Origin of the sequence: Phenylobacterium sp. (genome assembly GCF_046291545.1) — a bacterium.
Lineage (GTDB): Bacteria > Pseudomonadota > Alphaproteobacteria > Caulobacterales > Caulobacteraceae > Phenylobacterium.
Genome location: NZ_JBKBSM010000002.1, coordinates 421,845 through 446,013, shown reverse-complemented (window position 1 = coordinate 446,013; position 24,169 = coordinate 421,845). Strand labels below are relative to the sequence as shown.

General features: G+C 70.1%; 29 protein-coding genes, 1 tRNA gene and 1 pseudogene. 9 read left to right on the top strand and 22 right to left on the bottom strand.

The genetic code is table 11. From position 1 onward, the window contains the following. Positions 1 to 3: 3 nt before the first annotated feature. From ACK4YQ_RS08680 to ACK4YQ_RS08660, 5 genes are all read right to left on the bottom strand, one after another. Complete coding sequence (locus ACK4YQ_RS08680) at positions 4 to 930, bottom strand: NAD-dependent epimerase/dehydratase family protein (protein WP_409610370.1); 927 nt, start codon at positions 928 to 930, stop codon at positions 4 to 6. Further along, on the bottom strand, positions 927 to 1,688 hold the full coding sequence (locus ACK4YQ_RS08675) for an SDR family NAD(P)-dependent oxidoreductase (RefSeq protein ID WP_409610368.1): 762 nt from the start codon (positions 1,686 to 1,688) through the stop codon (positions 927 to 929). Before ACK4YQ_RS08675 ends, ACK4YQ_RS08680 begins: the two co-directional genes overlap by 4 nt. After that, positions 1,685 to 3,004, bottom strand: a complete 1,320-nt coding sequence (locus ACK4YQ_RS08670; protein ID WP_409610366.1) for an FAD-dependent oxidoreductase — start codon at positions 3,002 to 3,004, stop codon at positions 1,685 to 1,687. Before ACK4YQ_RS08670 ends, ACK4YQ_RS08675 begins: the two co-directional genes overlap by 4 nt. Before the next feature lie 2 nt (positions 3,005 to 3,006). Continuing rightward, the gene (locus ACK4YQ_RS08665) at positions 3,007 to 4,482 is read right to left on the bottom strand and encodes a UbiA family prenyltransferase (RefSeq protein ID WP_409610364.1); all 1,476 of its coding nucleotides are present in this window, start codon (positions 4,480 to 4,482) and stop codon (positions 3,007 to 3,009) included. 130 nt (positions 4,483 to 4,612) lie between these two features. Next, positions 4,613 to 6,793, bottom strand: a complete 2,181-nt coding sequence (locus tag ACK4YQ_RS08660) for a penicillin acylase family protein (protein WP_409610362.1) — start codon at positions 6,791 to 6,793, stop codon at positions 4,613 to 4,615. A gap of 286 nt (positions 6,794 to 7,079) precedes the next feature. Between ACK4YQ_RS08660 and ACK4YQ_RS08655 the strand changes: the two genes are divergently transcribed. Next, positions 7,080 to 7,538: a MucR family transcriptional regulator gene (locus tag ACK4YQ_RS08655; protein ID WP_409610360.1), complete on the top strand. Its 459-nt coding sequence runs from the start codon at positions 7,080 to 7,082 to the stop codon at positions 7,536 to 7,538. Between the two features lie 6 nt (positions 7,539 to 7,544). Here the strand turns inward: ACK4YQ_RS08655 and ACK4YQ_RS08650 are convergent, their stop codons facing one another. The 4 genes from ACK4YQ_RS08650 to ACK4YQ_RS08635 all read right to left on the bottom strand — a co-directional run bounded on the left by ACK4YQ_RS08650 (position 7,545) and on the right by ACK4YQ_RS08635 (position 9,792). Further along, entirely contained in the window at positions 7,545 to 7,934 is a 390-nt protein-coding gene (locus ACK4YQ_RS08650; protein WP_409610358.1) for a helix-turn-helix domain-containing protein, read from the bottom strand. A gap of 96 nt (positions 7,935 to 8,030) precedes the next feature. Beyond that, a complete protein-coding gene (locus ACK4YQ_RS08645; RefSeq protein WP_409610356.1) occupies positions 8,031 to 8,618 on the bottom strand; it encodes an isochorismatase family protein in 588 nt (195 codons plus the stop codon). Then, complete coding sequence (locus ACK4YQ_RS08640; protein ID WP_409610354.1) at positions 8,615 to 9,217, bottom strand: GNAT family N-acetyltransferase; 603 nt, start codon at positions 9,215 to 9,217, stop codon at positions 8,615 to 8,617. Before ACK4YQ_RS08640 ends, ACK4YQ_RS08645 begins: the two co-directional genes overlap by 4 nt. Then, positions 9,214 to 9,792, bottom strand: a complete 579-nt coding sequence (locus tag ACK4YQ_RS08635) for a hypothetical protein (protein ID WP_409610352.1) — start codon at positions 9,790 to 9,792, stop codon at positions 9,214 to 9,216. Before ACK4YQ_RS08635 ends, ACK4YQ_RS08640 begins: the two co-directional genes overlap by 4 nt. 109 nt (positions 9,793 to 9,901) lie before the next feature. Between ACK4YQ_RS08635 and ACK4YQ_RS08630 the strand changes: the two are divergent. Then, a pseudogene (locus ACK4YQ_RS08630) lies at positions 9,902 to 10,906 on the top strand (LysR family transcriptional regulator). On the opposite strand, the gene ACK4YQ_RS08625 reads toward ACK4YQ_RS08630, so the two are convergent. The 3 genes from ACK4YQ_RS08625 to ACK4YQ_RS08615 all read right to left on the bottom strand — a co-directional run bounded on the left by ACK4YQ_RS08625 (position 10,903) and on the right by ACK4YQ_RS08615 (position 13,827). Beyond that, a complete protein-coding gene (locus ACK4YQ_RS08625; protein ID WP_409610350.1) occupies positions 10,903 to 12,348 on the bottom strand; it encodes a coniferyl aldehyde dehydrogenase in 1,446 nt (481 codons plus the stop codon). The pseudogene ACK4YQ_RS08630 and the gene ACK4YQ_RS08625 overlap by 4 nt on opposite strands. A gap of 124 nt (positions 12,349 to 12,472) precedes the next feature. Beyond that, on the bottom strand, positions 12,473 to 12,829 hold the full coding sequence (locus ACK4YQ_RS08620; protein WP_409610348.1) for a DUF6285 domain-containing protein: 357 nt from the start codon (positions 12,827 to 12,829) through the stop codon (positions 12,473 to 12,475). Further along, positions 12,826 to 13,827, bottom strand: coding sequence for a phosphotransferase family protein (locus tag ACK4YQ_RS08615; RefSeq protein ID WP_409610346.1), 1,002 nt, complete (start codon positions 13,825 to 13,827; stop codon positions 12,826 to 12,828). Before ACK4YQ_RS08615 ends, ACK4YQ_RS08620 begins: the two co-directional genes overlap by 4 nt. Positions 13,828 to 13,975: 148 nt before the next feature. Here ACK4YQ_RS08615 and ACK4YQ_RS08610 point away from each other — a divergent pair, with 148 nt between their 5' ends. Next, on the top strand, positions 13,976 to 15,316 hold the full coding sequence (locus ACK4YQ_RS08610) for an acyl-CoA dehydrogenase family protein (RefSeq protein ID WP_409610344.1): 1,341 nt from the start codon (positions 13,976 to 13,978) through the stop codon (positions 15,314 to 15,316). Positions 15,317 to 15,355: 39 nt separating this feature from the next. On the opposite strand, the gene ACK4YQ_RS08605 is transcribed toward ACK4YQ_RS08610, so the two are convergent. Beyond that, entirely contained in the window at positions 15,356 to 15,781 is a 426-nt protein-coding gene (locus ACK4YQ_RS08605) for a tautomerase family protein (RefSeq protein WP_409610342.1), read from the bottom strand. Positions 15,782 to 15,925: 144 nt separating this feature from the next. Between ACK4YQ_RS08605 and ACK4YQ_RS08600 the strand changes: the two genes are divergently transcribed. From ACK4YQ_RS08600 to ACK4YQ_RS08585, 4 genes are all read left to right on the top strand, one after another. After that, positions 15,926 to 16,507: a TetR/AcrR family transcriptional regulator gene (locus ACK4YQ_RS08600; protein WP_409610340.1), complete on the top strand. Its 582-nt coding sequence runs from the start codon at positions 15,926 to 15,928 to the stop codon at positions 16,505 to 16,507. A 179-nt stretch (positions 16,508 to 16,686) separates the two neighbouring features. Then, complete coding sequence (locus ACK4YQ_RS08595; protein WP_409610338.1) at positions 16,687 to 17,727, top strand: hypothetical protein; 1,041 nt, start codon at positions 16,687 to 16,689, stop codon at positions 17,725 to 17,727. Between the two features lie 101 nt (positions 17,728 to 17,828). Further along, positions 17,829 to 17,904 (top strand) — tRNA-Asn (locus ACK4YQ_RS08590). A 105-nt stretch (positions 17,905 to 18,009) separates the two neighbouring features. Continuing rightward, positions 18,010 to 18,213 (top strand): hypothetical protein, encoded by a 204-nt coding sequence (locus tag ACK4YQ_RS08585; protein WP_409610336.1) that lies wholly within the window; start codon positions 18,010 to 18,012, stop codon positions 18,211 to 18,213. A gap of 52 nt (positions 18,214 to 18,265) precedes the next feature. Here the strand turns inward: ACK4YQ_RS08585 and ACK4YQ_RS08580 are convergent, their stop codons facing one another. The 6 genes from ACK4YQ_RS08580 to ACK4YQ_RS08555 form a co-directional block, all read right to left on the bottom strand. Beyond that, positions 18,266 to 18,475 (bottom strand): hypothetical protein, encoded by a 210-nt coding sequence (locus ACK4YQ_RS08580; protein WP_409610334.1) that lies wholly within the window; start codon positions 18,473 to 18,475, stop codon positions 18,266 to 18,268. A gap of 183 nt (positions 18,476 to 18,658) precedes the next feature. Continuing rightward, complete coding sequence (locus ACK4YQ_RS08575) at positions 18,659 to 18,886, bottom strand: hypothetical protein (protein WP_409610332.1); 228 nt, start codon at positions 18,884 to 18,886, stop codon at positions 18,659 to 18,661. Continuing rightward, positions 18,886 to 19,203 (bottom strand): hypothetical protein, encoded by a 318-nt coding sequence (locus tag ACK4YQ_RS08570; protein ID WP_409610330.1) that lies wholly within the window; start codon positions 19,201 to 19,203, stop codon positions 18,886 to 18,888. Before ACK4YQ_RS08570 ends, ACK4YQ_RS08575 begins: the two co-directional genes overlap by 1 nt. Before the next feature lie 10 nt (positions 19,204 to 19,213). Further along, the gene (locus tag ACK4YQ_RS08565) at positions 19,214 to 19,537 is read right to left on the bottom strand and encodes a hypothetical protein (RefSeq protein WP_409610328.1); all 324 of its coding nucleotides are present in this window, start codon (positions 19,535 to 19,537) and stop codon (positions 19,214 to 19,216) included. Positions 19,538 to 19,540: 3 nt separating this feature from the next. Beyond that, positions 19,541 to 19,978 carry a M15 family metallopeptidase gene (locus tag ACK4YQ_RS08560; protein ID WP_409610326.1) on the bottom strand — a complete coding sequence of 146 codons (438 nt, stop codon included), beginning with the start codon at positions 19,976 to 19,978 and terminating at the stop codon, positions 19,541 to 19,543. Positions 19,979 to 20,005: 27 nt separating this feature from the next. Continuing rightward, positions 20,006 to 20,341 carry a hypothetical protein gene (locus ACK4YQ_RS08555; RefSeq protein WP_409610325.1) on the bottom strand — a complete coding sequence of 112 codons (336 nt, stop codon included), beginning with the start codon at positions 20,339 to 20,341 and terminating at the stop codon, positions 20,006 to 20,008. A gap of 136 nt (positions 20,342 to 20,477) precedes the next feature. Here ACK4YQ_RS08555 and ACK4YQ_RS08550 point away from each other — a divergent pair, with 136 nt between their 5' ends. After that, on the top strand, positions 20,478 to 20,771 hold the full coding sequence (locus tag ACK4YQ_RS08550) for a hypothetical protein (protein ID WP_409610323.1): 294 nt from the start codon (positions 20,478 to 20,480) through the stop codon (positions 20,769 to 20,771). 56 nt (positions 20,772 to 20,827) lie between these two features. On the opposite strand, the gene ACK4YQ_RS08545 is transcribed toward ACK4YQ_RS08550, so the two are convergent. Next, positions 20,828 to 21,526, bottom strand: coding sequence for an Arm DNA-binding domain-containing protein (locus tag ACK4YQ_RS08545; protein WP_409610321.1), 699 nt, complete (start codon positions 21,524 to 21,526; stop codon positions 20,828 to 20,830). Positions 21,527 to 21,733: 207 nt separating this feature from the next. Beyond that, entirely contained in the window at positions 21,734 to 21,979 is a 246-nt protein-coding gene (locus ACK4YQ_RS08540; RefSeq protein ID WP_409610319.1) for a hypothetical protein, read from the bottom strand. A 164-nt stretch (positions 21,980 to 22,143) separates the two neighbouring features. On the opposite strand from ACK4YQ_RS08540, the gene coaA reads away from it, so the two are divergent. Continuing rightward, positions 22,144 to 23,076 carry a type I pantothenate kinase gene (gene coaA / locus ACK4YQ_RS08535; RefSeq protein WP_409610317.1) on the top strand — a complete coding sequence of 311 codons (933 nt, stop codon included), beginning with the start codon at positions 22,144 to 22,146 and terminating at the stop codon, positions 23,074 to 23,076. A gap of 107 nt (positions 23,077 to 23,183) precedes the next feature. Here coaA and ACK4YQ_RS08530 read toward each other — a convergent pair whose 3' ends face one another. Further along, positions 23,184 to 24,161: a slipin family protein gene (locus ACK4YQ_RS08530; protein ID WP_409610315.1), complete on the bottom strand. Its 978-nt coding sequence runs from the start codon at positions 24,159 to 24,161 to the stop codon at positions 23,184 to 23,186. Positions 24,162 to 24,169 lie beyond the last annotated feature (8 nt).

Sequence of the window (24,169 nt, the reverse complement as noted above, 5' to 3'; positions counted from 1 at the left end):
TGACTAGAAATCCAGGACGATGTGACTGTAGCGGGCATCCTGGAACGTTTCTTCCAGGGCTTGAAGCAGCGGCGTCTCCGCAACGCCGAAGATCTGCGGCCAATCGATGATCGGGAACGTCTCGGGGATCACCAGCGCCTCGAGCTGGTGCACGGTGAAGGGCGGGTTGCGGTCGAACCGGGCGTAGAGCCACAGCAGCCCCCAGAAGAGCCCGAACGGGATGTGGACGATCCGCGCCCTGGCCCCGGTGATCCGCTTGATGGCGCGGATGATGTCCACGTAGTCGACCACCGTGCGGCCGGAGATGTCGTAGGTCCCGGTGATCCCGCTTTCCAGGGCCGAGGCGACGATGGCCGCAAAGTCGCCGGCGTAGAGCGGCTGTCGGGCGTAGCGGCCGTCGCCGGGGATCGGGAAGACGGGCGAGCGGTCCATGAACCGGCGCAGCCAGCCCAGGTGCTTGCGGTCGAACCAGCCGAACATCAGCGTCGGACGCAGGACCACGTGCGGCGTGGAGAGCCCGTCGACCATGCGCTCCTGGCGGGTCTTGGTGTCGACGTAGAAGTCCTCGGCCTCCGAGTTCACCACCGACGAGGAGATGTGGACGGCGTAGGGAACGGCGTGCGCCTCCAGCGCCTCGAGGATGCGCGAGGTGGCGGTGACGTTGTTGCGCTCGAACTCGGCCTGGACGAGGCCGCCGATCTGGGCGTGGTTGATCACCACGGCGTCGGCGCCCGCGAAGCGGTCCATCCACGGCCCCGGCTCGGCGAGGTCGGCCTCGACGACGGTGATGTCGGGATGCAGTTCGGCGAGGCGCGCGGTGTTGGTCGGATGCTTGTCGATGGCCACGACACGATGACCGCGCGCCTTCAGCCGCGGGATCAGGTTCTGGCCGACGAGGCCGGCGGCGCCGGTGACGACGATGGTCTTCACAGCTTGCTCTTGTGGAAGACCGGCTCGGGGACGAGCCGGATGATCAGCAGGATGAAGCGCCAGAACCAGGGGGCGTAGACCACCGCCCCGCCCCGGTCGGCGGCGCGGCGGACGACCTTGGCGATCGCCTCCGGCTTGGCCCAAAGGGGGCCGCCCTTGGGCAGGTGGGCCGTCATCGGCGTGTCGACGAAGCCGGGCTTGACCAGCACGGCCCGCGCGCCGCCGCCGCGCAGCGCCAGGCGATGGGCGATCCCCTGGACGAGGACGCCGAGCCCGGCCTTGGCTGCGCCGTAGACATAGTTGGACTGGCGTCCGCGGTCCCCCGCCACCGAGCCGACCACCACCAGGGCGCCGCGGCCCTGGGCCTGCAGGAGGTCGGCGGCGGCCAGGCACCATTCGGCGGCGCTGGCGAAGTTCGCCTGCAGCGTCTGGCGGGCGTAGGCGAGGTCGGTCTCGGCCCGCGCCTGGTCGGCCAGGACGCCGTAGAAGACCAGGACGTCGTCGGCGCCGCCGATCCGCCGGGCCATGTCGGCGAGCTGGGCGCGGGCGTCCGCCGGATGGGCGAGATCGAGAGCCTCGACCTCGACGGCGCTGGCGCCCCGGGCGGACAGGTCGGCGGCGAGCACGCCCAGCCGCTCGGCGTTGCGGCCGACGAGCATCAGGCGCGCGCCCTGCGCCGCATAGAGCCGGGCCGTGGCCTCGGCCATGGCCGAGGCGGCCCCCAGGATGACGACGCCGCGCGTCGAAGCCGATGTCATGGGCGCACGCGCCTCCAGAAGCCGGACGACAGGCCCGGGTCGAGATGGGGAAGGAAGGTGTCGAGAGCGGGATAGCCGGCGGCGAAGACGGCGGGGCTCATGCGGCCGTCCTTGGCCGGATAGAGCCGCCCGCCGGCCTCGACGACGATGGCGTCAAGCCGCTCGAGGAGCCGCAGGGTGTCGCCGCCGCGATTGGGGAAGTCGAGCGCCAGGGTGACGCCCTTCATCGGGAAGGACATCAGGCCGGGCGACGGCTGATCGCCCATGGTCTTCAGCACCGCGAGGAAGGAGCCCTGGCCGCTGCGGGAAATGGCCTCCAGCAGGGCGGCGACGGCGTCCCGCCCGGTCGGCTCGGGGATGACGCACTGGTGCTGATAGAAGCCGCGGGGGCCGTACAGGCGGTTCCAGCCGCCAATGGCGTCCAGGGGAAAGAAGACCTGCTCGTAGTGCGCGCGCCGACGGCCGGCGCGCATGCGCCCGGTGGCGTAGAAAGCCGTGTTGAACGCCTTCAGGGTCAGGGGATTGAGGGCGAACGACGGCGCGTCGAGCGGCAGCGACAGGCGAGGCGCCGCATGGAGCGTGCGGTCCGGATCGTCCGACCAGCCGGCGCGCGAGAAGATTCCGCGGCCCAGCCCCCTGCCCCGGCCCGTGCAGTCGACCCAGGCCACGGTGTGCGCGTGGGTCGCCTCGCTCTCGGCGGCCAGGGCGAAGAAGTCGCCGAGAGACCCGAACGGGATGTCCTCGTTGTCGAGGAGGCCGCCGGCGACCCGCGACAGCCGCAGTTCCACCCACTCGATGACGCCGGTCAGGCCCAGGCCGCCGACGGTGGCCGCGAACAGGGGATCGCCGGGGCCGAGGTCATGGACCGCGCCGTCGGTGCGCCGCAGACGAAGGCGGGTCACGTGGCGGCCGAAGGCGCCGGCCAGGTGATGGTTCTTGCCGTGGACGTCGTTGGCCACCGCGCCCCCGAGGGTGACGAACTTGGTGCCCGGCACGACCGGCGGGAACAGACCGTGCGGCAGGGCCAGGCGGATCGCGGCGTCCAGGCTGAAGCCCGCGTCGGCGCGCAGGAGACCGGCCTGCGGATCAAAGGCGTGGATGCGGTCGAGCCCCGCCATGGCGATCACGCGGCCGCCCGGATTGAGGCCGCTGTCGCCGTAGGAGCGGCCGAGCCCGGCGGCCAGGCCGCCGTTCGGCGCCAAGGGCGCAAGGGCAATGGCGGCGGCGAGCTCGTCAGCCCAGCGCGGGCGCGCGACCTCGCTCGGCGCGCGGACCACCCGGCCCCATGACGGCGTTGCGCTCTGCGACTGAAACACGCTCAGACCAGGGCCAGCAGGAAGGTTGCGAGCAACAGGCCGCCCAGAGACAGGCTGACCCGGTCCTTCAGGGCGAAAACCACCGGATCGTCGTTCATTTCGCCGCGGTTGGCGAGCAGCCAGATGCGCGAGGCCCAGAGGAACATCACGGCCGGCGCGCCCCACAGCCAGCGCGGCTCGGCGTAGGCGCCGAGGGGGAACACCTCCTCGACCAGATAGAGCACCACCAGCACCACGGCCGCCATCATCGAGGAGACGCCGAACACCAGGGTGATGTCCTTGTCGTGGGGACGGTAGCCGCGGCCGGGGATCTCGCTCATCCCCGCCGCGACGGCGCGGACGAGTTCGGTGTGCCGCTTGGCCAGCGCCAGGGAGAAGAAGAAGAAGATCGAGAAGGTCATCAGCCAGGCCGACCACTCCAGGCCGGCGGCGGCGACGCCCAGGGCCACGCGCAGGCTGAACAGGACGCCGATCAGGAAGACGTCGAGCAGCGGCGCGCGCTTGAGGCCGATTGAATAGGCGAGCGTGGTGATCGTGTAGGCGGCCAGGCAGGCGGCGACGGCGGGAGAGATCGCCCAGCCGGCCGCCAGGGCCAGCGGTATGCCCAGGCCGCCGACGACGAGGCCGTCCCGCACCGGCAGGGCCCCCGAGGCGAAGGGGCGGGCGCGCTTGGTCGGATGGCGCCGATCGGCGCCGACGTCGGCCACGTCGTTGATCACATAGGTCAAGGACGCGAGCAGGCACAGGAGCGCGGTTGCGGCGAGCGCCTGCGCCAGGCCGGCGCCGGTGAGCTGGGGCCAGCCCAGGGCGATCGGCGCCCAGACCAGGAGGTTCTTGGCCCACTGGTGCGGGCGGGCGGCCTTGGCCCAGGCGCGCCAGTCGCCGCCGCGCCCGGGGAAGATGCGCTCGACCGGCGTGGTCTGAGCCACCTGGCGCTCGAGCCCGTTGGACGCCACGACGATGGCCGCCTTGGCCGCGCGCCACACCGGCAGGTCGGCGGTGTGATCGCCGGCGTAGGCGAAGCCGTCCGGGAACAGTTCGGCCAGGCGCTCAGCCTTTCTGGGCCCCTTCAGGTTTCGCGCGCCGTCGCTGGCCTGAACCGAATCGAACACGCCGACGCGGGCGGCCACGCCCTCGGCGATGGCGCGGTCGGCCGCGGTGGCCAGGTGCAGGCTGCGGCCGTTGGCCTTTTCGGCGACGAGGTGGGCGACGAGGTCCTCGCGCAGAGGCAGAGTCTCGACATCGATCTCGCCGAGTTCGCCGACCGCCCGCTTGAACGGCGCGATTCCGCCGGTGAACAGAACCCGCAGGCTGGCGATGGCCGCCAGGGGCCGCTTGAACAGGGCGGCGGCGAAAAGCTCGTAGAGCGTATCGACGCGGGTCAGCGTGCCGTCCATGTCGACGACCAGGGGCTCGCCCGCCGCGGACGCGGCGCCCTCGGCGCGGCCCGAAGGAACGGACGGACTTTCGGCCTGCACCGGTGCGAACTCCGAAGACTGAACGCGACGCGAGGGCGCAGGGCCGGGTCCACCAACCCGCGGGCGGCCCGGCGCCTGGGCGCAACCTCTACGCGGCGGGACCGGCGGCGTCAAAGCCGCGCCGGACCGGTCAGGCGCCGGGCCTGTAGACCCGTTCGACATGGCCTTTCAGGTCGTCCGGATGGAAGTAGACCGGCCGCAGGTCGCCGTCGGCGTAGCGCTGGGCCTGGTCGTTGAAGTGCGGCGACGCCGGATCGCCGCTCTCGCCGCCGGCGCTGACCGCGCGGGCGCGCACCCTGGGGCCGAACTCCACCACGGCGACGAAGCTGTTGCCGGAGGTCCCGTAGTAGCGCTTGGCGCCCTCGTAGCGGCGGGCCCCGAAGGAGGCGAGCGAACCCCACTGAGCGGAGGTGAACGGCACGGGGATGCTGGGCCTGGCGTCGTCGAAGGTCTGGACGATCGCCCCGTCGTTGCGCTGGAAACGGTTGATCTCGCCCCAGGGCACGCGCCAGTCGCCGAAGTCCTGCTGCAGCCGGGCGACCGCGGCGTCCAGAGCGGCGAGCCGGTCTTGCGGCGTCGACCGTTCGGCCATGTAGTCCCAGGCCGAGATCCCGGCCCGCTTCGCGGCGGGGCCGGCCTTGGCCCAGAGCGCCTCGCCCCAGAAGACGGCGAGGGAGGTCGGCGCCGAATCGAGGGCCCAGCGCCGGTCCCAGCCCTCGAGCAGGGCCACGGGGGCGGCGAGCCGGTCCTTCTGCGGGTCATCGGCGGGCAAGGCCCGATAGGCCGCCGAAAGGGTCGGAAGCAGGCGGTCGAAGGCGGGCAGGAACGGATCGTAGGCGGCGGCCAGCAGGCCATCGAGGGTGAAGTCCCTGCGCTCGCGCAGGAGCATCTCGGCGTGGACGCCGCGGGGATTCTCCCCGGCCGTGTCCATGTAGCGGGGGAAGTCGGCCCTCTTGGGGCTGTAAGGCCCGGCGGCGGAATATGGCCAGTCGTTGGTGTTCACCACCCAGCCGTTCGGCGGCGAGACGGCCCGCGGCGCCTCGTCCAGCTCGTGCAGGCCCTGCCAGTCGGTGGCCGGATCGGCCCCGTCCACCGGGCGCGTGTAGTCGAACCGGTCGTCCCGGCGGGGAATGAACTGGGGATGCAGATAGGCGATCTCGCCCTTGGCGTCGGCGAACAGGGTGTTGTTCGACGAGTTGGCCCTCAGGGCGGCGACCTCGAGGAAGCCGGCGAGGTCCTTGGCCTTGGTGCGCAGGAAGGACTGGCTGAGCGCCTCCACCGGCTTGAACATCAGGGCCACGCTGATCCACTTGCCGTCGGCTTCCCGCACGATCGGGCCGTGATGGGTGCGGTAGACGGTGAAGCGCCGCTCGGCCATGGCCCCATCGGCGGTCCTGTAGGGCACGACGACGGTGCGCACCTGCACCGGCCGCAGTTCCTGGCCGTAGCGGTAGAAGAGCCCGCCGTCCTTTTCGACGATGGTCTCGGCGAACTCGTCGATGACGTCGACGCCGCTGGACGTGTGCATCCACCCCGCGGAGTCGTTGAAGCCCTGGTAGATGAAGAACTGGCCCCAGGTGGAGGCGCCATAGGCGTTCAGCCCCTCCCCGCTCGTCATCTGCAGCTCGGAGCGGAAGAAGAACGAGGTGTGGGGATTGATCAGGAGCAGGGCGTGGCCGTCGCGGGTGTTGGACGGCGCAATGGCGATCCCGTTCGACCCTGTGGGCTCGCGGAAGCGCGCGCCGGTCTCGTCCTCGGTGAGCGCCACCGTCCGCCCGCCGTAGAACGCCTCGAGCTCAGACACGGACACCCGCTCGATATCGCCGCCGATGCTGCCTTCGGTGAAGCTGAGGGCCATCCAGGGCTCGAAGCGCGTGATGACGCGGGGCTTCACCTGCGGATGGGTGGCCAGGAAGTGGTTCAGGCCGTCGGCCCAGGCGTCCATCAGCGCCTTCAGCCAGTCCGGACTCGCCGCATATCGCGCCTTCAGATCGGCGGGGTCGACGAACAGCTTCATGCGAAGGTCGGCCCAGATCGCCTTTTCCCCCTCGGCTTCCGCCTGGCGGCCCAGGGCGAAGAGATAGTTGGCTTCGATGCGGGCGAAGTCGTCCTCGGCCTGGGCGTAGATGGCGCCGAAGACCGCGTCCGCGTCAGTCGCGCCGCGCACGTGGGCGATCCCCCAGTCGTCGCGGGTGATCGTCACCGCCTCGGCGCGGCGGGCCCAGCGCTGGGCCTCGCCGGCCTCCGCGCCCCTGGCGGGCCCGGCGACCAGGGCGGCGAGGGCCAAGACGACGGCGACGATCCGGTGCATTCAGACTCTCCATGTCGGCGCAGGCCGCCAAAGGCTGCGACGCTAGTCGCGCCGGCCTGAACCGGCAATCGAGTCGGCCCTCCCGAGCTCGGCAAGGCAAAATTTGTGTGAATCGCCACCAGAAGGGCGTGAAGGCCAATAACTTTCGACGCACCACAGCGCGCACATCTTCGGAACGAACAACCTCAAGATGCTTTCTTTTATCGTTCCCGCGCCTTGTCCTTGCGGCCGTGGAGTTCTGCGCCTATCGCAGGCGCTAAGTCATCGGAATTTCAGAGGTATGATTATGTCTGAAGACAACGATCGCCTGCGCGAACTCGTCGCCGACGTCGCAGCGGCGTACTTCTCGAACACCCACGTGGCCGCGGCCGAGATTCCGCACGTGATCCAGCAGATCGCGTCCAGCCTGATGAACGTCAGCGCGGTCGAGACTGCGCCGCAGGCCGAGGTTCAAGAAGAGCAGGCGGCGCCGAAACTGACCTCTGCGCAGATCCGCAAGTCGATCACGCCGGATGCACTGATCAGCTTTGAAGACGGCAAGCCCTACCGCACCCTGAAGCGGCACCTGTCGACCCGCGGCCTTACGCCGGAAGAATATCGCCAGAAGTGGGGCCTGCCGCGGGACTATCCGATGGTCGCGTCCAGCTACAGCGAAGCCAGGTCGGCGATGGCCAAGTCCCTGGGCCTCGGCCGCAAGAGCACGGAGGCCGCGCCGCGCCGTGCGGGGCGCGCCAAGTCGGCCTAGACCCGCTCAGGCGGTGCAGCGGGTCCCGTTGGTCGCAAGGCCGCGGGCCACGCTGATGACCGCCGACCGGGTGGCCGCGTCGGAGATCCGGCTGAAGGCGGCGAGCAGGTCGACGGCGCCGGGCGTCGACAGCAGTTGCAGGAATTCCTCGTCGCCGGCGTGGCCCTCGGTCTCGCCGAGCAGAGCGGCGGCCGAGCATTCGAGCTTGCGGGCGATCTTGACCAGCATCGAGGCCGACACGCGGTTGGCGCCGCGTTCGTACTTCTGAATCTGCTGGAAGCTGAGACCCAGGGCTTCCGCCAGGGCGGACTGGCTGATCTTCAGCGCCTGGCGGCGGACGCGAATCCTCGAGCCGACAGCCACATCGATGGGATCGCTGCGATCGTTGTCGGCCATGGTGTCACATCTCGCATTCGAACTGGGCTCGCCCCGCGAGCGCGACCCTAGCCAAGCTTTGGGCATTACGGAAGCGCGAGGGGGCTGTTGCGCAAACTAGGGCGCTACGCGCGCTTTCGGCGCCCCTCCCCCGTCGATCACGGCGAATTTACGAGCACGCCCGACCAGGACGTCGGTGCTGACGAACCTCACGAAGGGCGCGGCGAGCGCACGCACGATCTGCTCCAGCCCATCCAGCCCTTCCCGTTCCTTGGGGCTGACGGAGACCGCATCGCTGACCAGGGCCGCGGCCATCCCGCGGTCGAAGGCGGCCAGCGCGGTGGCCAGGCAGGTGGAATCGAGGGACGCGCCCACGATGATCAGCTCGGCCTGGGGATTGGCCCGCACCAGGCCGCGAAACTCAGGCGACGAGAAGGCCGAGACGCCGAGCCGGTGATACAGCGGCTCGCTGGGCAGCAGCTCCAGCCCGTCGATGGCGCGCGCACCGGCGCCAAAGCTGGCCGCCGCATGGACGTGGACCACCGGCCAGCCGGCGCCGCGGGCATGGTCCAGCACGCGACGGCAGTTGGCGACGAAGACGGGGCTGACGGCCTCGACGTCCGAGGCCGACGGCGGCGTCAGCAGATCGAGGCACAGCAGGAGCCGCGGCCGCGCGCCGAGGAGGGAGACAGGGCGCCCGCTCATGCCGCCAGGTCCCGCTGGCGCGGCTCGCCGGCCGCATAGTCGAGGACGCCGGGCCGATCCCAGTCGCCCTCCGGGCGCAGGAGCACGAACGGATCGGTGTCCAGGCCGATGGCGTCGGCCCGCGGCGCGAGGTCGAACTCCATCTCCACGTAGTCGTACTGGGAGAAGTTGAACCGGGGCCGGCCCGCCCGGGGCCGACCGTTGAAGTAGCGCTTCCAGAAGGCCTCGCCGCGGACCTGGGCGTGGCCCATCAGCCTGCGGTAGCCCTTGCGCGCGGCGAGGTCGAAGGCCGCGCGGCTGAGCATCAGGAGGCCGGGGCCGCCGCGATGCTCCCTGCGCACCGCCAGGCGCTCCATCTTGGCGAACTCGCCGAACCAGCGCAGGCGAACGACGCCGACGGGCTCGCGGCCGCAGGTGAGCAGCAGGTGGGTCGCGCCGGCGAAGTCGTTGCCGTCGAACTCCTCCTCGTAGGGGCAGGCCTGGTCGCCCATGTAGACCAGGGTGCGCACGGCCTGGACCTGCATGAGATCCTCCAGGGAGCGGGCGACGCGGACCGAATAGGGCGGCGTGTTGGGACGCATGGGATCTCCGGGGTTCATGCCGCGATCCTCTGGGCCCGGTCCGGCGGCAGCCACACGAGGCCGGTCTTCGAGCCCGGGCAGTCTTCGAAATTGAGCCGCTCGCGCATCAGCCGCTCGCCCTTGGGGGTGGTCGGCCGGGCGAAGTAGGGCAGTCCGGCCACGGCGCTGGCCCACATCGCCCGCGCCCCCTCGATCACCCGATCGGCGGAGGCCCTGGTGGTGGCGGCCACGCCCCAGCCGTAGAGGGCCACGGGGTCCTCGTGCGCCAGGCTGACATGGGAGGGCGATGGATCGGTGGCCTCGAAGCTCTCGGCCCAGACGGCCGCGAGGCCGGCGCGGTTCAGGAGCACGAAGGCCAGGACCCCGGTGAGCACCCCCTCCTCCCGCGCCAGGAACAGGCCCGCGCCGCTCTGCTCGTGCACCCGCTGCAGGGCTTCGGCCGAGACGATCTGGGGGCCGATCAGGCCGGCGGCGAAGGCCCGGGCTTCGGCGATGTCCCGGTCCCGCGCGGGATCGAGGTCGAAAGCGGCAAGTTCGCGTCGGATGACGCCGACGACCGGCCCGAAGGCCGGCTTCAGTTCCATGGCTGGCATCGCAAGTCTCCTGAAGGAACCCGGATGCCGGCAGGGCTAGGATCGCTTGACGCGCTTGGGCGCCCGCAAACTTTGCAATAGGGTGACGGCGTATTTGCTGGGGCTTTGAATGATGGACGTCCCTCGGCGCCGAGCCGACTGGTCGCACTTGCGGGTGTTCTTCGCGGTCGCCGAGACAGGCGGATTCAATGCGGCGGCGCGCGCCCTGCGGCTCAATCCATCGACGGTGACGCGCACGATCGACGAGCTGGAGCGCCAGCTGAACGTGAGCCTGTTCACCCGCGGGCCGCGCGGGGTGACGCTCACCCAGTCAGGGCTGATGGCCTATCAGCGCGTGCGCACCATGGAGCAGACGGCCGAGGCGCTGGAGCTGGAGGTCGCCAACGCCGAGCGCATGCCCGAGGGCCGGGTCAAGCTGGCGGCGCCCGACGGCCTGGCTGGCTTCTTCGTCAGTCCGCACATGCCCGCCTTCCTGCGGGCCAACCCGGCTATCGACCTGGTGATCGACTGCGGCCTTTGGCCTGACCGGCCGCTGGAGGGCGAAGCGGACCTGACCCTGACCTTCAGCGAGCCGGCCTACGCCGACGCGGTCGGCATCACCCTGGCCTATGTGCACTACGCCCTGTTCGCCTCGCAGGCCTATCTGGACCTCTACGGCTCCCCGGTCACCGCGACGGACGTGCTGAGCCATCCCTACATCCACCACGTCGCCCAGACCCATCAGTAGGAGATCTGGGGCGAGCGGGCCATCGCCTTCCAGACCCTGACGAAGAAGCGGGTGGAGACCAATTCGAGCGCGGTAGTCGTGCAGGCGGTCAAGCAGGGGGTCGGCGTGGGCGCCCTGCCGACGGCGATCCTGACGGTCGAGCCGTCGCTGGTGATGCTGGACATCCCGCCGTTGCCGGCCGCCAAGCTGTGGCTGGTCCATCACCGCGACGTGGGCCAGTCGGCGCGGATCCGCACGGTGGTGGAGTGGCTGAAGAGCATCTTCGACCCGGCCACCGCCCCGTGGTACCGCCAGGAGTTCGTCCATCCCCGGGACTTCGGCCTGGACCAGCCGCGGACGCCGATCGCCGCGCCGGACAGCCCGCAGCGCAAGGGCCGGAGCGCCTAGCCCTTCATCTGGGCGTCCAGGTACTTGCGGATGCCGGGGCCGTAGGGCGGACGCATCTGCTGCAGCGGCCCGATATCCTTCTTGATCTGGCTGAAGATCGCCTTCCTGTGGCTGAACTCCAGGAAGCCGTCGTGGCCGTGATAGCTGCCCATCCCGGCGGGGCCCACGCCGCCGAAGGGCAGCTCCTCCTGGGCGACGTGGAAGATCACGTCGTTGACGGTGACGCCGCCGGAGGTGGTGCGCGAGAGCACCCGCTCCTGCTCGGCGGCGTCCGCGCCGAAGTAGTAGAGGCCCAGCGGCCGGTCGTGGGCGTTGATGTAGTCGATGGCTTCGTCGACGGCGCCGTAGGTCTTGACCGGCAGGACGGGGCCGAAGATCTCCTCCTGCATCACCTTCATGTCGTCGGTGGGATCGAGGATCAGGGTGGGCGCGATCTTGCGGTGCTCCTGTTGGGACAGGTCCTCGCCCTCGGGCTTCATCTCGATCACGCGGGCGCCCTTGGCGCGGGCCTCCTCGACGTAGCCCATGATCCGGTCGTAGTGGCGCTGGGCGACGATGGCGGTGTAGTCGGGGTTGTCCTTGATGGTCGGGAACATGCGCGCGACCGCCTTCTGCGCCTCGCCCACGAAGCCGTCGATGCTTTCGCGCGGCGCCAGCACGTAGTCGGGCGCCAGGCAGATCTGGCCGGCGTTGAGCGTCTTGCCGTTCATGATCCGCGCGGCGGCGACGGCGAGGTCGGCCGACTTTCCGATCACCACCGGGCTCTTGCCGCCGAGCTCCAGTGTGAGCGGAACGAGGTTGTCGGCGGCCGCGCGCATGACATGGCGGGCGACGCCCGTGGCGCCGGTGAAGATCAGGTGGTCAAAGGCCAGTCCCGAGAAGGCCTGCCCGACTTCAGGCCCCCCGGTGATCACCGCGATCTCCTCCTCGGCGAAGGCGTCGGCGAACATCCTGGCCATCAGCTCCGAGGTGGCCGGGGTGTACTCGGAGGGCTTGATCATCGCCCGGTTGCCGGCGGCGAGGATGCCGGCGAGCGGCGCGAAGGTGAGGTTGACCGGGAAGTTCCAGGGGCTGATCACCCCCACCACGCCCTTGGGCTGGAAACGCACTTCGGCCTTGGCGCCGAAGAGGCCCAGGATCGCCGGCGTGGTCCTGCGCCGCTCGGGCCGCATCCATTTGCGCAGGTGGTCGCGGGCGTGCTTGAGCGGCCCGATGGAGCCGGCGATGTCGGTGAAGGCCGTGGCCTCCCGCGAGCGGGATCCGAAGTCGGCGTTGAGCGCCTCCTCGATGCCGCGGCGGTTGTCGACCAGCAGGGAGATGCAGCGGTTCAGGCGCTCGATCCGGACCTCGGCGCTGGGCGCGCCGTCCCGCAGGAAGGCCGCTTTCTGCCGCGCCAGGATGGCGTTCATCGAAGCGCTGTCGTGGGCCTTGGTCGCAACCATGAAATCTCCTCCGCATCCGGTCGTCACGGGCGGATGCGCCGCCCGTCCCGCCGAGCTCCGCCGGCGCCGTGCGGCGAAGAAAACAGCGTTACCCGGCGTCGCACAAGCCTTGGTGACGCCGGCGTCAGGCTTTGTCGGCCCTGTAGCTCGGCTGGTCGATGGCGATCTGCTCGACGGCGCAGGCCTCCAGGGCGGCGAGAAGCCCCGGGGTGTCGCGGTCCATCTCCCCCTCGCGCAGGCGCCGGCACAGTTCGGCGTTCAGGGTCTGGAAGTCGCCCTCCTGGCCCAACAGCGCGGAGAACCGTTCGACGGCGGCCGCCTCCAGCGCCTGGCCGGAGGTCAGCTCGCGGCTGACGATGCCGAGGGCGTTGGCGGCCACCCGCGCCATGAAGGCGTCGCGTCCGGTAAGGCTGGGACGCACCGAGTCGATCCAGCGGGCGACGACGTCGACGAGTTCGACGGCGGTGGGATGGGTGATCACAGGCCGCGCTCCAGGATTCTGACGATGTCGATCTCGGTCTCGCTGACGCGCCGGCCGATCACCGCGCGTTCGACGCCCGCCTCGGTGTTGGTGCGGAAGCTCATGTACATGATCAGGCACATGACGCCCCACTTCAGGGAGCCCAGCGCCTGCCAGAAGAGCACGCGGTCCAGGTCGATCCCCTGCCCGCCCGCCTCGGCGTAGCCGGTCAGCAGCTCGGCGTAGTCTCCGAAGCCGCCCACCGGACGATCGGCGCGGCCGAAGCGCCAGGAATTGACGCAGAGCCAGCCCAGGTCCTCGGCCGGGTCGCCCACATGGGTGAGCTCCCAGTCGAGCACCGCCACGACCCCCGCGTCAGGGTCGAACATCAGGTTGCCGTTGCGAAAATCCCCATGCACCAGACGCGGCGCCAACGGCGGCGGGAGGCGGCCGCGCAGGTGTCGGAAGGCCAGCTCCAGGATCGGCCGCTGCGCACCGCTGGACCGGTAGATCTCCTCGTACTTGTCGAGCTCGTCGGCGGCGTCGGCCACCCGCAGGTCTAGCCCGGCCGGCGGCGGGGTCGCGTGGATGCGGGCCAGGATCTGGCCGCACTGGCGGGCGAGCTTCGGACGCACCGCATCGAAGCGGGCGTCGCCGACGATCTTGCGGCCCAGGGTCTCTCCCTCGACCCGGCCCATGACGTAGGCCTCCCCCAGGCCGTCCCCGGGCTCGCAGACGTGGACCACCGGCGGCGCAGGCACCCCGGCCGCGGCGGCGGCGCGGATCAGGGCGGCCTCGACCGCCAGGCCGTTGGCGCGGCCGTCCGCGTCCGGCGGCGGGGCGCCCCCCGGGCGACGGCGCAGGATCAGCTCGCGCCGGCCCTGCGGTGTGACATAGGCGAAGGCCCAGGTCTCCATGCTGGCGCCGCCGGAGAGGCGGGTCGGTCCCTCGAGCTGCGCGCCGTCGCCGGCAAGGCGCGGCCCCAGCCCGGCCAGTCCCTCTGCAACCAGATTGCTCATTACGCGGCGTCATCCTCCCGTTTCTTGCTTTGGTTCACCCTGCGTCAGCGACCGGAGCGCACGTTACTTTGTTGTGGAAGGTCTTGCGTGCTCCTGTAAATGGCGAACTACATAAACACATCAAAATCAGACTGACCGAGGAAGCGCCATGGATTTCAATCTGCCGCCGGAGCTGGAAGCCTACTTGGCCGAGCTCGACGCCTTCATCGAGGCTGAGATCAAGCCGCTGCAGGCGCAGGACGACAACGAGCGCTTCTTCGACCACCGCCGCGAATGGGCCCGGACCGACTGGGATCGCGGCGGCCTGCCCCGGCACGAGTGGGAGGCGCTGCTGGCAGAGGCCCGCCGCCGGGCGGACGCGGCCGGCCACTACCGCTTCGCCTGGCCCAAGGAGATGGGCGGCAAGGGCGGCTCGAACCTGGCCATGGCGGTGATCCGTGAACATCTGGCGGCCAAGGGGCTGGGGCTGCACAACGACCTGCAGAACGAGCACTCGATCGTCGGCAACAACCCGTTCATCCTGATGTTCAAGGAGTTCGCGACCAACTCGCAGTACGAGCGCGACTCCGAGGCGCTGCTGTCGGGCAAGATGCGCACGATCTTCGGGCTGACCGAACCGAACCACGGTTCGGACGCCACGCACATGGAGACCAGGGCGGTCCGGCAGGACAAGGACGGCAAGCCTGGCTGGCTGATCAACGGCGAGAAGATGTGGTCGACGGGCATGCACGTGGCGACCCACTGCATGGTCTTCGCCCGCACCAGCGGCGAGGACGGGGACGCCCTGGGCATCACCTGCTTCATCGTTCCCGCCGACGCGCCGGGGGTGAAGGTCGAGGAGTGGCTCTGGACCTTCAACATGCCCACCGACCACCCGCGGGTGAGCTTCACCAACGTGTGGGTGCCGGAGGACAGCTACTGGGGCCAGGTCGACCGCGGCCTGGGCATCGGCCAGAGCTTCGTTCACCAGAACCGGATCCGGCAGGCGGCGTCCTCGCTGGGGGCGGCGGTCTACTGCGTCGAGGAGAGCGTGAAGTACGCCCGCCAGCGCAAGCCCTTCGGCAAGCCGCTGGCCGACAACCAGGCGATCCAGTGGCCGCTCGTGGAACTGCACACCCAGTGCGAGATGCTGCGCCAGCTGATCCGCAAGACGGCTTGGGAAATGGACCGCATGGAGCACAAGCAGATCGAGAAGGAGCTCTCCGACAAGGTTTCGATGTGCAACTACTGGGCGAACCGGCTGGTCTGCGAAGCCGCAGACCGGGCGATGCAGGTGCACGGGGGCATCGGCTATTCGCGCCACAAGCCGTTCGAGCACATCTATCGCCACCACCGCCGCTACCGGATCACCGAGGGCTCCGAGGAGATCCAGATGCGCAAGGTGGCCGCGTTCCTGTTCGGCTACATGGGCCCGCGCAAGAAGGCCTACGCCGACGCGGACGCCGCGGGCGGCGAGTACACCCAGCCGATCCCGGCGCGGCACGGCTGACGGCGTCGGGGGCGGCGGCGGCCGCCCCCGACCGGAGCCTCAGGCCGGCTCGTAGGCGCTGGGTCGGTTGTCCGCGATCCAGCGCTTCTCCGCCTCGGAGTCGGGCGGCGGCGGACGAAGGCCCTGGATGGACCACAGGTCGAAGGGCGTCTCGTCGATGTGGAACTCCCAGTCCAGGTCCTTGTCGCGGATGTAGGGCGCAAGCGCCGCGTCGAAGGCGGCCACCGCCCTTGCCCGCGCCTCGGGGGTCGGCAGCGTCCGGGCGATGTGGTCCACCCAGATGCGCACGAAGTTGTCCCGCGGTTCGGCGCCGACCCAGAAGTCGTCGGGCTCCACGGCGTGGAACACCACCCCCACGTAGAATTTCGGCAGGCGCGAATAGAGCCGCGTGATCGCGGCGCTCAGTCCGGCCTTGTCCTCGCGGCTGAAGGCGCCGGGCGGGTGGTAGATTTTCCAGAGCGGCATGAGGCTCTCCCGAATTGACGGCCGGACCGCCCGGCCGCTTCGATGATGAGCATCATCATTATGTGACCGAGGTCAACGCGCCGACCGGTTGCCGAAGCGCCGATCACGGCTTATTGATGATGAACGTCAGCAAAGGAGGCGGACATGCGCATCAGCCGGGTCCAGGCGCAAGAAAACCGCGACAAGGTGGTGGAGGCGGCCGCGCGGCTGTTCCGCGAGCGCGGCGTCGACGGCGTGGGCGTGGGCGAGTTGATGAAGGCCTGCGGCTTCACCCACGGCGGCTTCTACAACCACTTCGCCTCCAAGGACGCCCTGGCGGCCGAGGCGATCGACGCCGCCTTTCGCCAGATGGACGCCGAGCGCGCCAAGGCCGGCTCGCTGGAGGAGTTGGTCCACGGCTATCTGTCGGAGGCCGCCCGCAAGGCGCCGGGGCGCACCTGCCCGGCCGCGGCCCTGGGGAGCGATGCGGCGCGGCAGCCGCCGGCGGTGAAGGCCGTGTTCGAGAGCGGGCTGCAGCGAATCTTCGACTCGCTCGAGGAGCGCCTGGCGGCGGGCGAGGACCGCCGGGCCCAGGCGATCGACCTCTTCTGCCGGATGGCGGGCGCGATGATCCTGGCCCGCGCCCTCCCCGCCGAAAGCCTGCTGGCCAGGGAGATCCTGACGTCGGTGCGCGACCGCGCCCTGGCCGATGTCGCCGCCCGGGACGCCGCAACCCCAGCCGATTAATCAGGCGTTAACCATGCGAGCGGACTCTCGCCTCGTCTTCTTCCGAAGACACCCCACCATCACCGACTTGGATCAGCCCGGCTTCGGCCGGGCTCTTTTTTTGCCGCCGCAAGCTCTTGGCGGCCCCGGCGTCAAGCGACCTAGTCTGGGCGCAAAGACAGACGACGGGAGGTGATGCGATGGCCAAGGCCGCCGAAGGGTTCAAGACCCGCCTGGAGCCGCACGACGAGTTTCCGCACGATCCCGGCGATGCAAAAAACTACAACGAAAGCATGTACTTCAACGTCTTCGATCCGGTGAAGAAGACGGGGGGCTGGTTCCGGATCGGCAATCGGCCGAACGAGAACTACGCCGAGACCAGCGTGTGCCTCTACCTGCCGGACGGACGGGTGGCGTTCATGTTCGGCCGGCCCGCGATCGAGCATAATCGCGAGATGAACGCCGGCGGCCTGAAGGTGGAGGTCCTCGAGCCGTTCAAGCGACTCAGGGTGAGCTATTCGGGCAAGGCGCTGGTGCTGGAGCGGCCGCACGAGATGGCCGATCCGAAGAAGGCCTATCGGGACAACCCCTCGGTCCCCTGCACGGTGGACCTCGACTACGAGGGGGTTTCGCCGATGTACGGCGGGGAGACGGTCAAGGCGGACGGCGGCCCGATCGAGATCGACCCCGAGAAGTCCTTCGCGAAGGCGCACTACGAGCAGCACTGTGCGGCCAGGGGCGTGATCACCGTCGGCGACGAACGGTTCGAGATCAGCGGCTTCGGCCTGCGCGACAAGTCGTGGGGACCGCGCCACTGGCAGGCGATCGAATGGTACCGCTGGTGCCCGATGAACTTCGGCCGCGACTTCGGGATGATGCTGTCGGTGATCGGCGACGGCAAAGGCGGCGCCCGCGAAGGCGGCATGGTGTTCCGCGACGGGGTCTACGACCTGATCAAGCAGTGCCGGATCGAGAGCGACTGGGACGAGCACGGCTACCAGACCGCGCTGCGGGCCAAGGTGACCACCGAGGCGGGCCACGCCTACGAGGTCACGGGCAAGGTCCTGTCGCTGATTCCCCTGCGCAACCGGCGAACGACCCCCGACGGACGGGAACTGCAGACCCGAATCACCGAGGGCATGACCGAGTACCGCTGCGGCGACCTTGTCGGCTATGGGCTCAGCGAATACCTGGACCAGATCGTGGACGGGGTTCCCAACGGCAAGGCGGCGGGGTTCTAGCTCCGCACAGCGCCGCCGCCGGGCCCGGCGTGACAAAAGGCCGTGCACGGCGGGTTGCGCGGCCGCGCGGCGCGCAGTATACGCCCGGCCTCCGACGATGATCCTCGGTAGCTCAGTTGGTAGAGCAGGCGGCTGTTAACCGCCGGGTCGCAGGTTCGAGTCCTGCCCGGGGAGCCATCGCGGAGGGCCCAAAGCCTTACCGCGCAAGGGCTCGCGTCTAGGCCCATCCGGCCGACCCTAAATCCGACCCTAAAAGCTGATCGCCCTTGGACGAGGTCGCGCATGGCCGAACGCCTCTCCCCGCCCTTCAAGATCCGCAGCACCGACGACGCCCTGTGGCTCGAGGACGCCAACGGCCTGCGCTTCGGCTACACCTACATCCGACGGCCCGGCACGACGGCCATGGACCGCCCGACGCGGGAGACGGCGGAACGCTTCATGAAGTGGCTGGCCAGGACCGCCGCGGCGGCCGCCAGGGCCAAATAGAAAAGCCCGGCCCCTCGCAGGAAGGGCCGGGCCGAGAACCGACCTGGAGCCGCTAGGCCGCGTCGGCTTCGCCATGGTCATATTCTTCCGGGCCGATCTGCAGCGTCATGGCGTCGGGCCCATGCGTAAAGGCGATGTGCCGCTCGTCGGGCCCCGCCTTGCCCAGACCGGACAGCACGAAGCTCTCCTCGCGGTCGCCCTGACGGTAGCTGACCGGCAGCTTGTAGGGTCCATTCACGCTGACGCGCACCGATACAGTCATAGCAGTCTCCTTGCTGGCGCTCGCGGCCGAGGCCGCCCAACGGGTGCTCAGCGCTTGCAGAGCGCCTCCCACGCGGCGTTGTGGGCCTTCACGGCCGCGATCGTCTCCAGCGTGTCGGAAAGCCGGGAGAACCCGATCGGCCCGAACGCGCTGCAGGCCACCACCGAGCCGTCGACGACAGGTTCAGTCGCGGCTGTAGGGGTCGGGCGCGCGAAGGGAGTCGGGGTCGCGCACGCGCTGAGCGTCAGCGCCGCGGCGAGCATCAAGGGCGCGGCGTAGCGCATCCTGGTTGGCCTCGTGGGTCTGGTTGCGGGTTTCGGCCGCCGCCGCCCGTTCGGCGGGCGGCGGGGCCTTGGACTGGGTCAGCCGCGCCACCAGCCACGCGACGAGCCTGGCCAGCAGCGCCGGCACTAGTTGGCGTCCTTGATGACGGCGCCGGCGGCCGAGATCGCCGTGTCCACCTGCTCCATGGCGATCACCGCCACGCGATGCGCCACCACCGCGGCGGCGGCGGCCGGCAGAGCCGGGAAGCCCTTGGCGAGCACCGCCAGGATCGCGCCTTCGACGACGATCACCGCCTCGTCCGTGGCCCGGTCGGCCTTGAACACCAGCTCGTCGATGGTCTCGTCGGTGGCGCCGGCCTGGCGCGCCAGCCAGCCGGCCGAGCGCTTGAGGAACTCCAGCGCGGTGAACTCGCCCGACTTCAGGCGCGAGAGGTATGAAGACATAACCGCTTCCTTATGTGGCCGGCGGCGCCGGCGGGATGTCGAGATCAGGGCGGGGCGGCGAAAGCGGCGGCGGCGGCGGCGCGCGCTCAGCCATGGCCACCATGGCGGCGGTTTTCGCGCCGCTGCCTTCCGTCGTTCCGTTTAGGTACTTCAGGGCCGCCGAGGCCTCGCTGACGATCCAGCCCAGGACGGTCAGCAGCAGCGGCGCCTCGGCGCCGGCCGGCACGCCGTACATCACCATATGGACGAACGACCACAGGACCGTGCCGACGAGGCCCAGCGTCGTCAGCGCCCGCGTGAAGCTGTTGGACCGGAAAAGCGCGGCCAGGTCCACGGCTCAGTCCGCCAGCTCGAAATGCGGGGAATCGTGCTCGCCCTTCTCGCGCGGCTTGCCGTCCCGGTCCCAGTCCGCGCCCCAGCGGATCCGCAGGCCCAGATCCATGGCCGCTCTGAACATGGCCTTCGCCACCGCGTCGAAGCGCGCCAGGTTCTCAGGGGTCGAGGCCCAGTCGATGGGATAGGGCGCGATGTCCACTGCGCGGCCCAGGCCGTCGGGGCCGGGGAAGTGGCGGCTGTTGCGGGTCCAGGTGACGATCTTGCCCGGCTTGGTCCGCCCTTGGGCGTAGAGCTCCAGCTGGCGCTCGCGCGTGCGCACGCCTTCGATGACGGTGAAGTCCTGTTCGGAGAAGTTGATGGCGTGGCGCACCACCGCCACCAGGTCGGGATGCACGCCCTCGAGGTTGGCCAGCGAGCGCCTGCCCAGCTTGTAGCCCATGCCCGCTCCCCCGGTCAGAACCCCAGATCAGCCGCCCAGGCCCTGCAGGAGGACGGCCAGGCCCTTGGCGGCCTGCGGCGAGATCGCCTGAATTGCGACCAGCACCCCGGGGATTGTAGCCAGGATCCAGGGGCCCTTGCGGCGCAGCCAGCGGCAGAGCATCTCCAGCCGCCGCGTCGCGCCCTCGTAGAACTCGTCGACGGGCTTGCGCTGGTCGGTCGCGGCCTCGATCGCTGCGCCGACGGCCTCGATCGAGGCGGCCACCCGATTCATCGCCTCGGCGTGGGTCAGGATCGCGTCGGCGATCGGGCCAGAGCTCACGTCGGCCACAGGGATCAGCTTGGGACGGTTGGTGACGGGCATCAGACTCTCAGGAGACGCAGGCCCGCAACGCCACGGCGTACACGGCCACACACAGAAGGGTCGACCAGATCAGCCCGACGTTGGGCCCGCGCGGGGGCTCTTGCCCAGGCCCGCGCCGCGCGTCATGTTCGCGGCCGTGGGAGACGTTCGGGAAATCGTTGACGCCGAGTTTGAGGTGGTGGGCGGCCCCTACCGCGTCGGCGACGAGCATCGGCGCGAAAAGGGCTGGTACTTCACCGGCCAGTATAACGCCTCCGGCGACCCGCTCTTCATGCGCCACCCGAGCTGGTGGCGCCGTCGCGCCTTCATTCGGCGCTGGTATCCGCTGCTGGTGATCGTGGGGATTCCCGTCGCCGCCTTCGCGACGCTGGCGCTGCTGGTCGGCCTGGTGCTGGCGATCGACCTGGTCACGGCGATCATCCCAGGCTGACAGAGCGGCGGCCAGCCAGCGACCGAGGCTCGGATGGTAGAAGGTGCGCTCCATACTCACGGCCCCGTCTGCTGCTGTCCCGCCGCCGCCCCGCCGGCGGCCGCCTGGCTTCCCCGCGACAGGCTGTCGCGCAGCGCGTCGAGCAGCGCCTGGCGCCTCTGCGCCGCGGTGAGGCGGTCCTTCACGTAGCGGAAGCGCTGGGGCGAGGTGTCCGAGAGGATCTGCGCCAGGGCGTCCGCCGTGGCCTCGTCCACCCGCCGCCAGTGCGGCTTGAGCGCCTCGAGGACGTCCTGGGTGGTCACCTCGTCCACCGGCCGGGCCTGCAGGGTCGGGGCGTAGTCCGTCAGGGTGCGTTCCCATTGGGCGCGATGCTTGTCGCTGGCGAGCGCCAGGCCCGCCACCACCGCCTTGGCGAACACCCCGAAGGCCGGGACTTCCGCCGGCGCCGCGGCGGCCGCGCGCCGCTCGTCGATGGGGTTGAGGCCGTCGGCCAGCCAGCGGCGCGCCTGGTCGCGGGCGTCGCGGGCCCGGCGCAGGGTGTCGGAGCCCTTGGCCAGCTCCACCGGCCCCAGGCCCATCTGCCGGCGCTTGCCGCGCCATTGATAGATGAACACCCAGCGCCGGGCTCCGGGCGCGCCGTCAGCCCCGTCGCGGTCCACCTCCATGTAGAGCCCGCCGCCGTCGGCGTGCAGGCCCGGCGCGCGGATCGTGCGCACCTCCACGGCGGTCAGACGGTTCAGAGGCCGGCGCGCCACCCTAAATCCAACCCTAAAAGTTGACGGTGTTTCGTGGCGCTGCGCAGCACCGCGTGGCGACACCTTGGCCTTGCAAACCCTTGTGGCGCAAGGGGGTCCGATCCAGCTATTTCCGGCCAGAGACGGCAGTTAGGTTCCTGCCCGGGGAGCCATCGGCGGCTTCTTCCGCACATCGTCGCCGTCGTCGCCGCAGCCGCCGCCCCTGGCTCAGCGCTCGCGCCTGAACGCACGCCACATCGTCCACAGGCCGTAGAAGACCAGCGCCTGCGCCGCCGCCGAGACCAGGCTGGTCAGGCCGAGCCCGAGGGCGAACATCAGCTTGTGCGCCGCCGGCGAGGCGCTGTTGGACATCCAGACCAGAAGGCTGAGGGTCAGCGAGCCCAGGACCGCCAGCGCGGCGCCGGCCGCGGCCTGCGCCGGGGCGCGCCTGCGGGGCGAAGTCCGCTGGTCCATGGTCGAACTCTCCGCATCTGACGGGCGGGTGCGCCCGTCACCATCAAACGCTAGCGCCTCCCGCCGCGCCAGGCCTTGACGCAGCGCAATCTGGCGTCCGAGCCGGGCTTGTGGCAGCACGCGAGCGGCGGTCGCCGGGCGCCGCCGCGACGTCGGGGGTCGCCATGCATGACAACGCCTATCTCACCTTCGACCGCGAGACCTGGGCGCGCCTTCGGGCGGCCACGCCCCTCACCCTGTCCGAGGCGGACCTCGCCAGCCTGCGCGGGGTCAACGACAAGGTCTCCCTGGACGACGTGGAAAACGTGCACCTGCCGCTCTCGCGGCTCCTGAACCTGCACGTGAAGGCGGCGCGCAGCCTGACGGGGGTGAAGGACGCCTTCCTGGGCCGGCCCGCGGCGGGCGGACCCTACATCATCGCCATCGCCGGCAGCGTGGCCGTCGGCAAGAGCACCCTGGCCCGCATCATCCAGGCGCTCATGTCGCGGTGGCCTGAACACCCGCGGGTGGAGCTGGTGACCACCGACGGCTTCCTGTTCCCCAACGCCGAGCTGGAGGCCCGCGGGCTGATGCAGCGCAAGGGCTTCCCGGAAAGCTACGACCTGCGCCGGATGGTCGACTTCCTGTCCGACGTCAAGGCCGGCGAAGACCGGGTCGAGGCGCCGGTCTATTCGCACGTCACCTACGACATCGTCGCCGACGAGACCCAGGTGGTGGAGCGGCCGGACGTGCTGATCTTCGAAGGCTTGAACGTGCTGCAGACGGGGTCGGCCGCCGGTCGGGCGCCTTCGGCCATCGTCTCGGACTTCTTCGACTTCTCGCTCTACCTGGACGCCGAGGAGGCCGACATCGAGCGCTGGTACGTCGAGCGCTTCGTGCTGTTGCAGCGCACGGTGTTCCGCCAGGGGGAATCCTACTTCCACCACATGCGCAACCTGGACCCCGAGGAGGCGCCGGCCGCCGGGCGGCGGATCTGGCGGGACATCAACCGGCCGAACCTGTTGCAGAACATCCTGCCGACCCGTGAGCGCGCGGACGTGGTGCTGCGCAAGCGGGCGGACCACTCCATCGGCGAGGTCTGGCTGCGCCAGATCTAGCGCCCGCGTCCGGCCGCGGGACGCGCAAGGCGTGGATCGTCAAAGGCTTGGCCGAAGGAACGCCCGGCTGCGCCCCTCGTTTGCCCTGCAGCCGAAGAGGAGAGCTGTCATGGGACAAACCACCGACCCGCGGAAGACCGACAAGGCGGCCGAGCGCAGCCAGACCGGGACCAAGCCCCGCCACGACGACGAACAGCCGGGCCGCGGCCGCCGGCAGGACCCCGACCGGAGCCTGGCCACGGGGGTCGACACCGATGCGATCCAGCCGGGCAAGACCGGCGGCGCCCACTCGCTGCCCTGACGGGGCTCAGGCGGGGGGCGCCCCCCCCGCCCCTCCCCAGGCCCGCCAGCATGGCGCCGGCCTCGGCCGGGAACGGGAAGACGATGGTGTTGGACCGGTCGTTGGCGATCACCTGCAAGGCTCCGAGATAGCGAAGCTGCATCGCCTCGGGCTGCCGGCTGAGGATGACGGCGGCCTCGTGCAGCTTTTGCGCCGCCTGCTCCTCGCCCTCGGCCGTGATGATCTTGGCCCGCCGCTCGCGTTCGGCCTCGGCCTGGCGGGCGATCATGCGGACCATGCTCTCGTCGATGTCGACGTGCTTGATCTCGACGTTGGCGACCTTGATCCCCCAGACGTCGGTCTGGGAGTCCAGGATCTCCTGGATGTCGGCGTTCAGCTTGTCGCGTTCGGCCAGCATCTCGTCGAGGTCGTGCTTGCCGAGCACCGAGCGCAGGGTGGTCTGGGCGAGCTGGCTGGTGGCCTGCAGGTAGTTCTCCACCTGGATCGTCGCCCGCTCCGGCTCGACCACGCGGAAGTAGAGCACGGCGTTGACCTGGACAGAGACGTTGTCGCGGCTGATGACGTCCTGGCTGGGCACGTCGAGGACGATGGTGCGCAGGTCCACCTTGACCATCTGCTGGACGAACGGCACCAGCAGGATCAGCCCGGGCCCCTTCACGCCGGTGAAGCGTCCGAGCGTGAAGACCACCCCGCGCTCGTACTCGCGCAGGATCTTGATCGCCGAGGCGAGCAGCGCCAGCAGCAGGATCAGTATGGGGGTGTAGAACGCGAGACTGGTGAGCATGGGGTCCT